Raw genomic sequence first — 14,619 nt, forward strand, 5'->3', positions numbered from 1 at the left:
AATGACCCGGAAATGAATTCAGGGTGAATCAAACACAACTATGAAAAAAGTATCTATTATCACCTTTATGGTATTCACATTGGCCTTTTCGACGGAGGCCTATGCACAGGAATTTAGCGGATTGGATAAGAGCCCTATGGATATGGCGGCTTTCCCAACCAGTTATAAAGAAGCGAATAAAACGATTCGCATCGTTTACAGCAGACCCCAACTCAAAGGAAGGTCTATGCAAGAACTTGCCCCTGAAGGAAAGGTTTGGCGAACCGGTGCCAACGAGGCGCCGGAAATTACGTTCTATAGCGATGTCAATTTCGGCGGAAAGGATATCAAGGCGGGTACCTATTCACTTTTCACTATACCCGGGCAAGGAGAGTGGACCGTTGCCCTGAACAAAAACCTCAACCAATGGGGTGCTTTTTCCTATGACGAAGGTGCCGATGTTGCCCGGGTCAAGGTTCCGAGCAGTTCCGATGGCAAGTCCTTGGAAGAATTCTCCATCGCCTTTAAAGAGGTTGACGGGGGTGCCCAAATGGTCATGGGATGGGACAAGACACGTGTCGCTGTGCCGATCATGATGAAAATGTAATTTCCTGAAACACCTATAATCGGAAAACCGGCGTCTTTGGCGTCGGTTTTTTTTGTTCTGGCCCTGCGCTGTAGAAAGGGTTATCTTGTAGGTCCGTAACCGATTCGGGTTAGACCTACATGTATAACTTGTGCCTCGCTCATTCTCCTTGCCGATCAGTTTATTTTTGCGGCTAATTCTAGCGCGTAACCCCATTCACAAAAGTCTGCTCGGCCATAATCGTAGGAATCTCTTGTACCGGTACCTTCATCATATCTTTGTCGTAGATAACGAAATCGGCGAACTTACCTACTTCGATACTTCCTTTTTCATCTTCTTCGAAGTTGGAAAAGGCGGCCCAAATGGTCATTCCCTTTAAGGCTTCCTCACGGGTTAGGGCGTCCTTCATCTGAAATCCCTCTTTGGGATTTCCTTCAAGATCTTTTCGGGTGACAGCGGCATAGAAGGTCAGGAACGGACTCACATCTTCCACGGGAAAATCGGTGCCCAAGGCGATAATTCCAGCTTGGTCCAACAGTTTTTTAAACGCGTAGGCCCCTTTCATCCGCTCTTCGCCCAAACGATCTTCTGCCCAATACATGTCGCTAGTAGCGTGGGTGGGCTGTACGGAAGGGATTATATTTTTTCCGAAATATTTAAAATCGACGGAATCGATGACCTGTGCATGCTCTACCTTCCAACGGCGGTCGGAACTATCTTTTAGAACATTTTTATAGGTCCGCAGCACCACAGCATTGGCGGAATCTCCAATGGCATGGGTGTTCATCTGATATTCCGAAATGGCAAGTCGCCTAGCCAGATCCTCGATGTCTTCGATGGGCGTGACCATGGCACCATGATGGTCCCATTTGTCGGAATACGGTTTCTTGAGATAGGCACCCCTTGATCCCAGAGCCCCGTCGGCGTATACTTTTATGGAGCGAACGTTCAAGCGGTCGGTCTTGATCGGACCTTTATAGATATAATGATTTACGTTTTCAGGAGTATTGCTCACCATGGCATATACCCGTATGGAAAGTTCACCCGCCTGCTGCAGGCTGTCGATAAGTTCGATGGTAGAGCGGTCAAGCCCCGCATCGTTGACCGTGGTCAGCCCGTGGTTCAGACAAATGCGTTCGGCATCCTTTAAGGCCTCGACCCTGGCTTCAAGGTCAGGCCCGGGAGTAATGGAACCGATAAGCTGCATGGGGTTGTCGATCAGCACCCCGGTAATGCTGCCCATGGCTCCCTTGACAATTTCCCCGCCATCGACTTTGGTGCTCCAGTCGATGCCCGCAGAATCCAGCGCAACTTTGTTGACCAGCATGGCATGCCCATCGATACGACGGAGTACCACAGGGGTATCTGGAAAAAGTGCATCGAGTTCTTTTCGGGTAGGATACTCTTTATTTTCCCAATCGTTCTGATCCCATCCCCGGCCCAAAATAAAATCCTTGGGATTTTTGCGTTGGAATTGTACCACACGCTCCAATACCTCTTCGAAACTTGTAGTACCCCTAAGGTCGACCACCTGTTGGTTAAGACCTAAACCATAGAAATGGCAATGGGCATCGATGAGTCCGGGTGTGATGGTGCGCCCATCGGCGTCGACCAATTGGTCGCTAGTATATTGGTCACGTATTTCTTCTGTGGTACCGACCGCAATAAATTTTCCTTTATGGACAGCAAAGGCCTCCGCTTTTGAAAAGCCTTCATCCACGGTATAGATATTGGCGTTTACAATGACAAGGTCCACTTTGTCCTTTACGTATTCGCAACCGGTAAGAAAAAGTAAAAATAGGGGCAGTATCTTTTTCATTTCTTGGAGCTTTACCGCTTGCCATCCCTACCGGGTTGCCAAAGCACATGCGCCGAAAGGATAAAATAATTATTTTTTCCGGCCTTTAGAATTAGAATCCATTTTGACAGCTATCAATCAATCCATCGAAATGGTTTTCTCACCTTTAATGGTATAAGAACCTTCCGAAGAGGTGCTTTTACCGGTTATCGTAGCACCCTTAGCGGTCAAGCTTACGGCGACTTTACCGCCCTCGACCATGACGTCGAAACTGATGGTGCTGCCACTAACCTTTACGTTATCCCCCAAAATTGTACCCCCGCCGGTCTGCACTTGCACTTTATAACTATCGCCTTCTTTAACGATGACCAGAAGTCCTTTTTTATAGCCTTCGGGCGCGCCTTCAACGGTATAGCTCCAGCCGCCGACGAACTTATCGGCGAGTAGACTGGAAGAGGTATCTGTCGTATGCTGCGAAATGGCCATCACTGGTGATACCGCAAGAAGACATAGTATGGCAATAAATAGGGCTATTTGTTTTTTGATTATGGTTTGCTTCATAATGTTCATAGTTGAAAGTATTTACTTTTTATTCGTCTTGTAAATATACTAGTTTCTGCCTAAAGGGTAGGTACTATGAAAATTCGGATTTTCGTATACCCCCTTATGAATATACCCGCTCTATTTTTTGTTTCGGCCGCTACGCTGCTTTTCCTTGATTTTCACATAGACCAGTTTCTTTCGGCCCTTTGAATCTTCCCGCCGCTCAATCTCGAAATGGGGAATGGACGAAAGCAACGGCGTCAATTTTTGGAAGCCGTAGTTCCGCGAATCAAAATTGGGCTGTTTTTTTTGCAAAAGACTGCCCACATCGCCCAAAAAGGCCCAACCATCGTCGTCGGACACATCGTCAATGGTCGTGGCAATAAACCGAAGGTCTTTAGGCGTTATTTTTTCAACACCACTTTTTGAGGTAGCTGTGTCTTTCGAATCAGTGGAAGTAGGGCTTTCCGGCTTTTTCAATATCTCGATATAGATAAACCGATCACAGGCCACGATAAACGGATTGGGCGTTTTCTTTTCGCCAATACCATACACCTGCATGCCCGCTTCCCTAAGCCGTGTCGCCAAGCGTGTAAAATCACTGTCGCTGCTTACAATGCAGAACCCGTTCACCTTTCCGGAATACAGAATATCCATCGCATCGATGATCATGGCCGAATCTGTCGCATTCTTTCCCTGTGTGTAGCCGTACTGCTGAATGGGCGTGATGGCATTTTCCAAGAGGATGTTTTTCCACTTGCCCAATCGCGGGTTCGTCCAATCCCCATATATACGCTTGATGGTCGGGTTACCGTATTTGGCGATCTCTTCCATCATTTCTTTGACATAGGCGGAAGGGATGTTGTCGCCGTCTATGAGTACTGCTAGGTTTAGGTCCATTTGGGATGAGGAGTTAGTGGATTAAAAATCAGTGAGCTTTTGGATTAATGAACTAGTGGCTTGCCAATTTATGGTTGATATTGACGGGCTGCAATTTACGTGGAATTTGTTTTGATAGGATGCTTTAAATAGAAAAATCAACTAACAATTGTGTTTATATGCCAGAAGTTCGCTAAGTTTGGGAGGTACCAATCGAAATCTCTATGAAAAAACATCCGCTTGTTTTGTTTCTGACCCTTATCTTAATTTCCGCTTTCGCCACGGACGGGTATTCCCAAGATCAAAAACGGGAATACTACCAGTTAAAGACCTACACCCTTCAAAATGAAAAGCAGGACAGCGTAATGGATTCCTATTTAAAGGATGCCTACTTACCAGCCTTAAAACGTGCCGGAATCGAGAAGGTGGGCGTGTTCAAGTATCGCCCCAACAACTTCTTGACTGCCAATAAAATTTTTGTCCTGATTCCCTTTGCTTCTTTTGAACAGTTCGAAACTTTGGACGATATGTTGGCGCAGGACAAGGCGTACATCGCTGCTGGGTCGGACTATATTAATGCCAAATCTGACGAGCCGCCGTACGAGCGTATCAACTCAGTCTTGATGCGTGCCTTTACCGGAATGCCCCAAATGAAACCTTCCGAAGTACAAGGGGATAGAAAAGACCGAGTCTACGAACTGCGCAGCTACGAATCGCCGACGGAGGCGAAGTATCAAAACAAAGTAGACATGTTCATCAAGGGCGGTGAAATAGAACTTTTTGAATCGGTGGGCGCCAATGCCGTTTTCTATGCGGAAGTACTTTCGGGAGATCGAATGCCAAACCTCATGTATATGACCACGTATCCGAATATGGAAAAGCGGGATGCCGTTTGGGAATCTTTTTTTGGGTCGGAAAAATGGGGCGAACTTTCTACCGATCCTAAATACCAGAACAATGTGAACAAAGCGGATAAACTGTTTCTTTATCCTACGGAGTATTCGGATTACTAATCACGAAAGCTTCTATTCTGCTTCCTTGCCGCTTCGGAAGCATTCCATACCATTGATCAGGTATTACTCCAACGAATCGATATACGCCTGTATCAAGGCCACGCCTTCAGTGTGCAATTGAGTGGCGCCCAACTGGGGCATCGAGTACGTACCAAGGCCGGGGGGTGTACCTACCCGGTTTTTGATATCTTCGCCAAAATCGGAAATATGGCTGGCTTCAAACGAGGTTTCGTACCTTAAATCAGGGCGATCGGCGATGCTGGCATCATGCTGGCCGCCGGGTTGATGACAGTGGGCGCAGTTGATATCCATATACGCCCGGGTGCGCTCTTCCAAACTCAAAGAGTTGTCCGACCAATCTGGGGTTGTCTCTATTTGGGTCATTTCAGGGGCATCCGCAAGTAATCCCAGATCCACAAAATTCTGCAGCTGGTTTTTTCCGTTGAACGTAAAATTCAGATTCCGTGCCTTGGGCCCTATAGGTATAGTGGTATCACTTTTATTATGGCACTGTACACAGGCAAAGGCGTTGGGCACCTGATAATCTGCCGATCGGTTATTGCCCGACATATCGACCCATTGAACAGGTACGATAGGGCCGGCAGTACCAAGAAAGGCCTCATTCTGTTCGTCGTTCCACAGGTAGTTGCCCAAGTTCCAGACCCCATCCTTTTTTATAAGCAGACGGGTCTCTATCAGTTTTTTTCCGAGAGATGGATCGCGTTCGTCCCTAAAATAATAAAAGGTCTTGCTAATGACCGTGTTATCAGGAAACTCCAAAAGACCTTCCCCATTATAGGTCATCTGCGTTCCCTCGGGAAGGGATATGGTTCTGAATTTATGGGCATAGTCGGAATACAAGGGGGTAATCAGACTGTACTCGAGCGTGGTACTACTGACTACTAATTCGGAAGGATTTCCCCTGAACAATTGCACTTCGGATAATGTGGGAAGGAATTCCGCCTTGGCAAAAACCATCTCTTCCAAGTCCTCAAGGTAGGGATTGGTATTGGCAGCGACCTCATCGCCGTTGCTCACGCCGTCGCCATCGCAATCGGAATTCGCCCATATCGAACTGGATGCGTCATAGCCCGTATAATCCTCGTTCTGAACGGGGTCACAGGCACTATCTTTATCCGTGCCGGCTACGATTTCTTGGAAATCGGGAATACCATCGCCATCCCCATCCTTTAGTTCATCGACGAACGGGTCGGAGCCGTCCACCAGTTCTTGGGCGTTCGTTATCCCATCCGTATCGCAATCCGCTCCTAACCAAATCGTATTGGCCTTATCGTAACCGGAATATCCGGAAGCCAGTTTCGGGTCGCAGGGATTGTTCTTATTGCTGCCGTTCAATACTTCGTCTGTATCCGAAATACCATCGCCATCGGTGTCGACATCGATGATGGGATCGGTTTCGGTACTGTCGGATTTACAGCCTACAAAAGCCAAAGCTAATACTATGATTAAGAAACCGATACTTTTCTTTGCCGTAAAATTTTTGAAATATCCCAAACCATTAAAAACACGGTTGAAAGGGTTCAGCATAAAATATAGCATAGCAACTATTTTTTTCAAGACTTTGCAAAAGTAGGGAATACCCATGAAAATGGGGTATAGTTACTGATGATATACGGGGAAACTCGTTTAGCGGATTGGATTTTTTAAGCTTCGTGTTAAAGGTCGAACTTGTAGGTTAAACCTCCCAAAATCTGCAAGCCCTGAACCGGATAATTGGACCAATGCTGGTAGTTGTTGTTGGCAATATTGGCCGCTTTCACAAAAATGGAAAGTTGCTTGTTCCAACGGTAGCCTAGGTGGGCATTGGCATCGAAGAAACTGTCTAAAGTAACAATTTCCGCCGCAAAATTCGAGGGAATTCCCGTCTGATCGGCTATCGTGGCGACATCCTTTCGCTCGCCTATAAAAAACAGGTTCGCCCCGGCATACCATTTTTCGCCGATCTGATAATCCATAAATAGCGAACCTTTCAAATCGGGACGGTTCCACGCCGGATTATCGGTTTCAGTGGAATAGTTGTAATACTCCGCATTAACTCCCAGCGTAAAGTTGCGGTTCACGTCAACGTTCAGTTCTCCGAATACGCCAACGGTCTTGATATCGTCATAGAATACCTCGAACGAATTGCCGTAATAATAGCCTTTTTCATCGTTGCGGAAGGTGTTCTGCGGATTCAATTTGAAAAGGGGACTGCGATCTTCTGCTGTGTAAGAGGCTTTTATGTTGTAGCTCAGAGTCGGTAGCAGTTGGCCCTTTAAGCCGAGATAGCCGTCGTATTTGGTGTCGGTAGGGATAATGTTCAAGGTTGGGGATACATAGGGATTGCTTTCTGCAAAACCGTAATAGGAGTTCTGTTGAAGCCCGCCTTTTACGCCCCCGTAGACAATCGCCAATTGATCAAGCAGCCGATAGGATGCCGTCACCGCGGGATAAATATAAAAATTGCCGTCATTGTTCTCCATATCTATACCGTAGACCAAGTTGACGCCCAGATTCAGGGAAAAATCTTCGTTCAGCAAGGTCAAATTCGGGTTCAGACCGGCTTGCAAATGGCTGTACTTGATACCAATAGCATTGGTCGCGTCGTTAAGGCCGGAATTTTCAAAAGTGCCGTTGACAAAATCCACTTTTGCCTTTATGCCGAAGGACTCATCGGCCACGGGAAAAGCAAAGCCCGTTTTAAATATCGCACGGTTCTCGCCCGATTTTATGGCATCCCAAAAACGGCGGTATTGCAGTTCCGCATTTTCGAAATACGAATCCTGAACATTGATATGGGCTCCCGCTTCGGCCATAAAATAATTTTGGCGTTCTTCAATGGAATTGACCACTTCTTCGGTAAAGACCCCATCAGGAATTCCATACCAATTGTAAAGCTGATGCTGGGCGCCCATATCAAACCCCCAATCGAAATCGCGATCCCGTTTAACGTAAGCACCATCCAATTTAGTGTTGGAGTACACATTATCCAGGGCTACCCCTTTAAGGTCGCCACGGGAAGAATTGTGGTCCAGCCCCACGGTATATCCGGATTCCCGATCAATGGCACGGCTCGTATAAAATTTGGCCATAAAATTGGCGGGGTTTCCACCACCTGCAGAGGCGTACGAATTGTACAGCAAGGGCGGCGGTGTTTTTTTGACGGCCGTGGCAGTACCCTTCGCAGGCGCAAAAGTCGAGGCCACCGGTACCGAAAAGATACTGTATTCTATATTTTTCTTCTGGAGGACTATGGAATCGTTCAAGGTCGGAACTGATTTTATCTTAAACGCATCGGAAATCGTGGGTGTATACGCTTTCGTTACCGTTATGGATTCCGTGCCGATATCATCGGTTTCCTCATCGTTTTCGTCATCTTGGGCGAAGGTGATCTGCGAAAATCCGAAAATTAGGATCAGTAGTAGTTTTATGTTTTTATGCATATGAAGTGTTGTTCTATTTTCCGTGTTCTTTACTTCTGTAGGTCTCAAATCTAATTATCCGTTCGAATCGACGAATTGCTCTTCGCTTCCTTAGATTTGATAATCGCCAGCTCGGCTTTCGCTTCGGAGACCAGTTCGGTATATTGGCTGAAATTGGTCGTCACGTTATCCAATATATAGGTGGCTTGATAGGCATCGCCCAAAGCATAAAAGTTCTTGGCCATGATGACCAGGCCTTTTCCGCCCCATTCCTTATAGCTGGAATAATCTTTCGCTAATTTTTGAACGGAGGCGTTCGATGCCTCAAAATCTTGCGCCTTGTTCTTAAAATAGGCATCATAGTATAGGGCTTCGGCAGCGGTGCCTCCGGTTGCGATTTTCAGCACGTCTTGATAGGCGCTTTCCGCTTTGGCCTCATCATCGGTTTCAATCGCAGCGCGGGCAATCATAATCTGGGCATCGCTCTTGATACGGTTGTCAATGGTCGGCACGGCCAAAACCTTATCTGCATAGGCCAAGGTCTTCTCGTAATTTTTCTGCTCATAATAACCCTTCATCAGATTGGACTGTGCAAAAACGCGATTCTGCTGAATATCCGCCTGATTTTCCAAGCGCTCTAAAAACGGAATGGCCGTCACATAATCATCTTTTCCAATGTAGATTTCACAGACCCGGGTCAGGGACTGCTCGGCGTATTCGCCACCGGATTTCTCGGCTACATATTTGTATTGTGGTAGCGCTTTATCTTTTTGTCCCCTACCGAAATACAGTTGTGCCAAGTTGAAATGTGACTTCACCGCATTGACCCCGTTCGGGAATTGCTTGATATAGTTTTCATAGCCTTTGATGGCTGCATCCTTTTTACCCTCCATATTCTGCTTGTCGGCGGATTCGAAAGTGGCATTGTCCAGTTCCCTATCGGTGACTTCCACGAAATCGAGGTTCTCGACCCAAGCGGCGTACTCGTCCACCCGGCCTAAATCAACATAAATCAATTTTGCGGTAGAAACGGCTTGAATCGCTTCCTGGGTATTCGGGAAATCACGTACGACGGACCTAAATTCCCCCAACGCCTGCTCACTTCGGTTCGAATTGTAGTGTACCAGTCCTTGGCGTATCATGGCCTGAGGTACAAGCGGACTAGTACCATACTCGCGCCTCAGGTTATCGTAAGCCTGAAGGCCCTGTTGCTCTTTTCCGGCGGAAATCAAGGTGTTCGCCAGTTCGAAAAGGGCATCATCTCGCAAACTCGAATTCGGATATGCCGATGCGAACGTGCGCAGTTCCTCGATCTTGGTGTCGCGCCGATCGACGAAGCCGTAACTGATGGCCTTTTGAAAGGCGGCATAGGCCTTGTCTGTACCCGTAAGCGCCAAAGCCTTATTGTAAGTTTCGATGGCCGGCCAGTATTTGCTCGTCACAAAATAGCTATCGCCCAAACGCAGATACGCATCGTACATTTTTTGGGCATCCTCGCCTCCCTTACTTGTGGAATTGTTGAAATACGCTATGGCATTGTCATAGTCCTTCAATTTGAAATAGGTGTAGGCCAAATTATAATCTAGCTCCTTATTTTCGGCTGTGGATTTCGCCATGGGATTTTGCTGGAATTGGATGTAGTCGACCAACGCATCGTCGAAACGGTTCAAGAGATACTCCGATTCCGCTTTCCAATAATTGGCGCGCGCTTTAAACAGAGCGTCTTCGGCACTGTCTAACGATTTTTTGAAATTGTTCGTCGCTGCGGCGTAATCGCCGTCCATGAACAGTTCTATACCACGATAGTAGGCCACTTTCTGATAGGTGGCCTTGCTGGCGTATTTTGGATTATTTTCCAAAAGTTCCATAGCGCCCTCGAAATTCTTCGACGTGATGTACGAATCCACCAACAATTCCTGCATCTCTTGCGTGTGCTGTTCGTTGGGATATTTGGCCAGATAGTCGGAAATTACTTTTGGGACGGGTTCATAGGGATTACCGATCTCATAGCTCAACCGCGCGTAGTTCAGGTCGGCATCCTTTTTAATTTCAGGGGAAAAATCCATTTGGGATGCATTTCGGAAGGCATTTAGCGCTTCCTGTTTTTTATCCAATTTCAAATAGCATTCCGCCAAATGATAATACGCATTCTGGGAGACACTGTTCTTACCGTCGATAATCTTGTTGAACTGCTGCACGGCGTTGGTATAATCGCCCTGCTTGTAGAAGGAATATCCCAATAAATAATAATCCGTATTGCTGAACTTGCCTTTTTTTCCCGTGTAATCCTGTAGATAGGGAATGGCGTTCGCATACTGCGCCATATTGAAATAGCTCTCACCGATGATTTTGCTCAATTCGGACTTCTCTTTCCGGTCATTTTTGGCCATCTGCTTTTTCGCCAAGGCAATCGCTTCGTCGAATTTACCAAGCTTAAAATTCATATCCGCTTGATAGTAGTCCATCTTCTCTTCCAAAATCTCGGGATCCTTGATTTGATCGAAACGTCGGTTGGCCTCATCGTAATCATCTTGTTGATACGCGATATACCCTTGGTAATATTTGGACTGTGAACCGTATTTCGGGGAATTTTCGACCTTTTGCAAATAGCTTTCCGCTTCCTTTTGCTTCCCGGAGGAAAAAAGGGAATAGCCGTAATTGAAATTGAACTTGTCCATCTCCCCACGGGAAAGGGCCTTTTGGTCCACTTTATTGTACCACTTCAAGGCATAGGGGTATTTTCCGGTCTCGAAATAGTACTCCGCCACATCGACAAAAGCGGAGTTGCGCTTGGTGGAGGTCGGATAATTTTCCACAAAACTTTCCATCAGGCGATCCGCGCCCAATTGGTTCAGGCGAACGGCGGCATTGGCTTCGAAATAAGCGCTATTAGCTTTGGTCTCTAAATTATCGGTATTCTCCTTGACCTTCGAAAAAATAGATTGTGCCGCCTGGTACTGCTCGTTGTTATAGAGCGCCAGGGCATCTTGATAGTTTTTCTGATCGTGGGTATAGATTTTGGTCTCTTGGGATACGCCCGTAACGACGATTCCCAAGAAAATAGGGAGGAAAGCGGTGATTTTTTTTAACATAGTGTCCAAGTGATACGTTAAGCCGAGAATAGGATTACCTTAATTAATTTTAATAACGGCGAATATTGCATCTAAGTATATCCGCGGTGCGCTTTTCGCTTTTCGAAAAACACCTTTCGCCAGTATTAGTGTGAAATCGCGCTTAGCGAAAAGCGTTTAACGAATGGCATTTAACGAATGGCACATTGTTTTTCAGGTGCAAAGAAAAAAAGAGTATTACTTTTGAAGGAAGAATTAATGCTAATTGATTATTAAATATGTCCGAAACCATCCTAGAACTTAAAGACGCCGCCATCTTCCAAAAGGAAAGTCTAGTGCTGAACGAGGTTAATCTAGACGTCAGGAAAGGGGAATTTGTTTACCTGATCGGAAAAACGGGCAGCGGAAAAAGCAGTTTTATGAAGACGCTCTACGGTGATCTTCCACTAAAGCAGGGTACGGGAAGTATTGTGGAATTCGATCTGACCAAACTCCGGGAAAAAGATATTCCCTTTCTACGCCGAAAGCTCGGTATCGTTTTTCAGGATTTCAAGCTACTCCCCGACCGGAACATCAACAATAATATGGCCTTCGTTTTAAAGGCTACGGGATGGAAAGACACTCATAAAATGGCCCTCCAAATCGAAGATGTGCTCGGCAAGGTCGGTATGAAGACCAAGGGCTTTAAGTTCCCACACGAACTTTCCGGCGGCGAGCAGCAACGTGTTGCTATCGCCCGCGCGCTGCTCAACGACCCTGAATTGATCTTGGCCGATGAACCTACCGGGAACCTCGATCCGCAGACAAGTGTAGAGGTCATGAAAGTACTACAGGAAATCCATAAATCGGGCCGCACCATTTTGATGGCCACCCATGATTATGCGCTAATCTTAAAATATCCGTCGAAGACCTTGAAGTGTGATGGGAACAAGATTTTTGAAGTGGTGCAAAGGGCTGTCTGAACCAGAGTGATAATTTCTTCACTATCAGCGTTTAAAAGTAACTAAGCTGACGTTAATATTTTGTCTTCTACCTTAAATATCCGTACCTTTCCTAAGGCGGTATTTGATAGTGTTAGCCCGCCAAACTAAAATCCATCTATTATGTATCCATTGTTCGTTTTAGGAGTTCTTTTCGTATTGTTTCTGCTTTCCGGGATCCGCATTATTTTTGAATACAAAAGGGCATTAAAGTTCAGGTTCGGAAAGTATATCAAAACCTTGCAGCCCGGTCTTAGATGGATTATTCCTTTAGTAGAAACGGTACAGAGCGTAGATATCCGTGTAATAACCATCAACATTGTCTCACAAGAGGTAATGACGGAAGACAATGTGCCCTGCAGTATCGACGGGGTGGTTTTCTTTAAAATATTGGATCCTGAAAAAGCGGTCTTGGAAGTAGAGGAATACCGGTTTGCAATCACACAATTGTCCCAAGCGGCACTCCGGGATGTTTGCGGAAAGGTAGAATTGGATACCATTTTGAGCAAACGCGAAGAAATGGGCAATAATATCAAAGAAATAGTGATGCAGGAAACCGTGGTCTGGGGCATCGATATCATAGATGTCAAGATCAAGGACATACAATTGCCTGAAAACATGAAGCGGATGATGGCCAACCAAGCCGAAGCAGAACGTTCAAGAAGGGCACAAATCATCTTGGCCCTTGCCGAGGAACAGGCCGCAGGAAAATTACTTGAAGCGGGTAAACTGATAGACCAGTCCCCTTCCGCCATAAAATTAAGGCTCTACCAGACCTTGGCGAACATAGCCGCCGAAAAGAACTCTACCATTCTTTTTCCGTTCCCCGAAGAAGTTTTGCCCAGAAACCCTAAAAAAGAGTAAGAGCCGGTTACAATCCTTTCGACCGCCCTTAGGCCTCGAGGTCATAAAACCATTGCTCGGCCCGAACGATTCCTTGTTCGATGGCCGCTGCTTCCGAAATATCTTCAGTTTCCAATAAACCATTCGCAATTTCAATGGCCTTTTCCCTGATTCGCGAATCTAATTTATCCAATCGGGGGCTAAAGCCTTCAAAAGTCCATTTACCCGTTTTATCCATAGCGATAAGTTACAATTTATTTTAATCGGATATTCCCTTCTTGTAGCCCAATAGCGAAGATGGTAACATATTTAAAGGTTCTCCTGAAGGCTCTATAAAAAAAAGCCAACTCTAGTCGATATCTTACTCACAAACCGTCTCTGCAACCGATACGGCCATTCTACGGTACATTTTTCCCATAACGCAGAATCTTTAGCCAGAGTGTCGCGTAGAACGGTGTTTGTCAAAAGTTCGTAAAGTATCCTTTTATGGGACAATAATCGTGATTGAAAATACCTATATCCTTTGCCTAAGCAAACTTCGAATTTCAAGTTAAATCGTTTAACAACTGATACCTTTATTTTTAGAATAATTATTCCATAGCTTTGAAGGCTTGGTTTGCATTTCTCGATCCAGTGGCCTATGATCAAAAAAAAACGCGTCTATAAAGCCGATAAAAAAGTGAATCCGTTTATCGGGGTGCTACTGTTTTTAATTTCCATTGTGCTGTTGGCAGTTACAGGGCCACTGGGTTTTTTATATGGGTTTTTCCGTAGCCTTTTCAGAAAGGGATTTAAGGGAATAGGCGAATATCTACTGAAAATCGCCATTTCGGTAGACCAGTTAGGTAACGTTATGATGCAGCACCTGTTGAACACGCTTTGGGTCAAAAAGGGACGCTATAATTTCGGAAACCGCGACGAGACCATTTCCAGCGCCTTGGGGCGGAACAAAAAACTCGGCACTTTGACCGGATTCGGCAACTGGATCGATAAACTTCTTGATGTTATCGACCCGAACCATTCGCTGAACTCCATAGATTATTACATAGAACCTTCCGATCAGATTATCGACAAATTGGCGTGGATCCATATCGTGGACGGCCGTATTTTGATGACCCGCACCGAGGGCCGTGGCAACTATAATATTCCCGGTGGCAAACGTGAGCCCGGTGAAGGCGATGCAAAGGCGCTATTTCGGGAAATCAAGGAAAAGCTGGGCGTAGATATCGAAATTTCAAGCTTGTACTTTATAGGAATTTTCGAGGCACAGGCAGACGGCCATAAACCAGGTGTCTTAGTGCAGAAGACTTCCTACGCGGCATCCTACAAAGGGGAATTGCAACCGGCTATGGAAATAGCGGAAATGGTTTGGCTCAATTATAAGGATAGGCACATGGTCTCGGAAGTCGATATGCTGATTTTTGATTTTTTGAGGGAAAAGAGACAATTGGAATAACAGTATCCCCGTGAATCCCTGCCTCGGTGGGAGGCAGGTTTGCGGTTAC

The 14,619-nt window shown here is 45.9% G+C and carries 12 protein-coding genes; 5 read left to right on the top strand and 7 right to left on the bottom strand.

Annotation, left to right across the window (positions count from 1 at the left end; translation table 11 throughout):
• Positions 1-40: 40 nt before the first annotated feature.
• Positions 41-586, top strand: a complete 546-nt coding sequence (locus BLT07_RS11830) for a DUF2911 domain-containing protein (RefSeq protein ID WP_091868898.1) — start codon at positions 41-43, stop codon at positions 584-586.
• Positions 587-764: 178 nt separating this feature from the next.
• Here BLT07_RS11830 and BLT07_RS11835 read toward each other — a convergent pair whose 3' ends face one another.
• The 3 genes from BLT07_RS11835 to BLT07_RS11845 all read right to left on the bottom strand — a co-directional run bounded on the left by BLT07_RS11835 (position 765) and on the right by BLT07_RS11845 (position 3,806).
• Positions 765-2,384 carry an amidohydrolase gene (locus BLT07_RS11835; RefSeq protein ID WP_091868899.1) on the bottom strand — a complete coding sequence of 540 codons (1,620 nt, stop codon included), beginning with the start codon at positions 2,382-2,384 and terminating at the stop codon, positions 765-767.
• 117 nt (positions 2,385-2,501) lie between these two features.
• On the bottom strand, positions 2,502-2,924 hold the full coding sequence (locus BLT07_RS11840; protein WP_139205140.1) for a hypothetical protein: 423 nt from the start codon (positions 2,922-2,924) through the stop codon (positions 2,502-2,504).
• Positions 2,925-3,044: 120 nt separating this feature from the next.
• Positions 3,045-3,806: an NYN domain-containing protein gene (locus tag BLT07_RS11845; protein ID WP_091868903.1), complete on the bottom strand. Its 762-nt coding sequence runs from the start codon at positions 3,804-3,806 to the stop codon at positions 3,045-3,047.
• A gap of 203 nt (positions 3,807-4,009) precedes the next feature.
• Between BLT07_RS11845 and BLT07_RS11850 the strand changes: the two genes are divergently transcribed.
• Positions 4,010-4,798, top strand: coding sequence for an NIPSNAP family protein (locus tag BLT07_RS11850; RefSeq protein WP_091868905.1), 789 nt, complete (start codon positions 4,010-4,012; stop codon positions 4,796-4,798).
• Between the two features lie 63 nt (positions 4,799-4,861).
• Here the strand turns inward: BLT07_RS11850 and BLT07_RS21375 are convergent, their stop codons facing one another.
• The 3 genes from BLT07_RS21375 to BLT07_RS11865 form a co-directional block, all read right to left on the bottom strand.
• Positions 4,862-6,358, bottom strand: coding sequence for a hypothetical protein (locus BLT07_RS21375; RefSeq protein ID WP_245726528.1), 1,497 nt, complete (start codon positions 6,356-6,358; stop codon positions 4,862-4,864).
• A 116-nt stretch (positions 6,359-6,474) separates the two neighbouring features.
• Positions 6,475-8,241 carry a porin family protein gene (locus tag BLT07_RS11860; RefSeq protein WP_091868906.1) on the bottom strand — a complete coding sequence of 589 codons (1,767 nt, stop codon included), beginning with the start codon at positions 8,239-8,241 and terminating at the stop codon, positions 6,475-6,477.
• Positions 8,242-8,291: 50 nt separating this feature from the next.
• On the bottom strand, positions 8,292-11,312 hold the full coding sequence (locus BLT07_RS11865; RefSeq protein ID WP_091868907.1) for a tetratricopeptide repeat protein: 3,021 nt from the start codon (positions 11,310-11,312) through the stop codon (positions 8,292-8,294).
• 257 nt (positions 11,313-11,569) lie between these two features.
• Between BLT07_RS11865 and BLT07_RS11870 the strand changes: the two genes are divergently transcribed.
• Entirely contained in the window at positions 11,570-12,253 is a 684-nt protein-coding gene (locus tag BLT07_RS11870; RefSeq protein ID WP_091868908.1) for a cell division ATP-binding protein FtsE, read from the top strand.
• Between the two features lie 141 nt (positions 12,254-12,394).
• Complete coding sequence (locus BLT07_RS11875; RefSeq protein ID WP_091868910.1) at positions 12,395-13,135, top strand: slipin family protein; 741 nt, start codon at positions 12,395-12,397, stop codon at positions 13,133-13,135.
• A gap of 28 nt (positions 13,136-13,163) precedes the next feature.
• On the opposite strand, the gene BLT07_RS11880 is transcribed toward BLT07_RS11875, so the two are convergent.
• The gene (locus BLT07_RS11880) at positions 13,164-13,352 is read right to left on the bottom strand and encodes a DUF2188 domain-containing protein (RefSeq protein ID WP_091868912.1); all 189 of its coding nucleotides are present in this window, start codon (positions 13,350-13,352) and stop codon (positions 13,164-13,166) included.
• A gap of 402 nt (positions 13,353-13,754) precedes the next feature.
• Between BLT07_RS11880 and BLT07_RS11885 the strand changes: the two genes are divergently transcribed.
• Positions 13,755-14,570 (top strand): NUDIX hydrolase, encoded by an 816-nt coding sequence (locus tag BLT07_RS11885; RefSeq protein ID WP_091868914.1) that lies wholly within the window; start codon positions 13,755-13,757, stop codon positions 14,568-14,570.
• Positions 14,571-14,619 lie beyond the last annotated feature (49 nt).

It is taken from the genome of Pricia antarctica, assembly GCF_900101815.1.
Classification (GTDB): domain Bacteria; phylum Bacteroidota; class Bacteroidia; order Flavobacteriales; family Flavobacteriaceae; genus Pricia; species Pricia antarctica.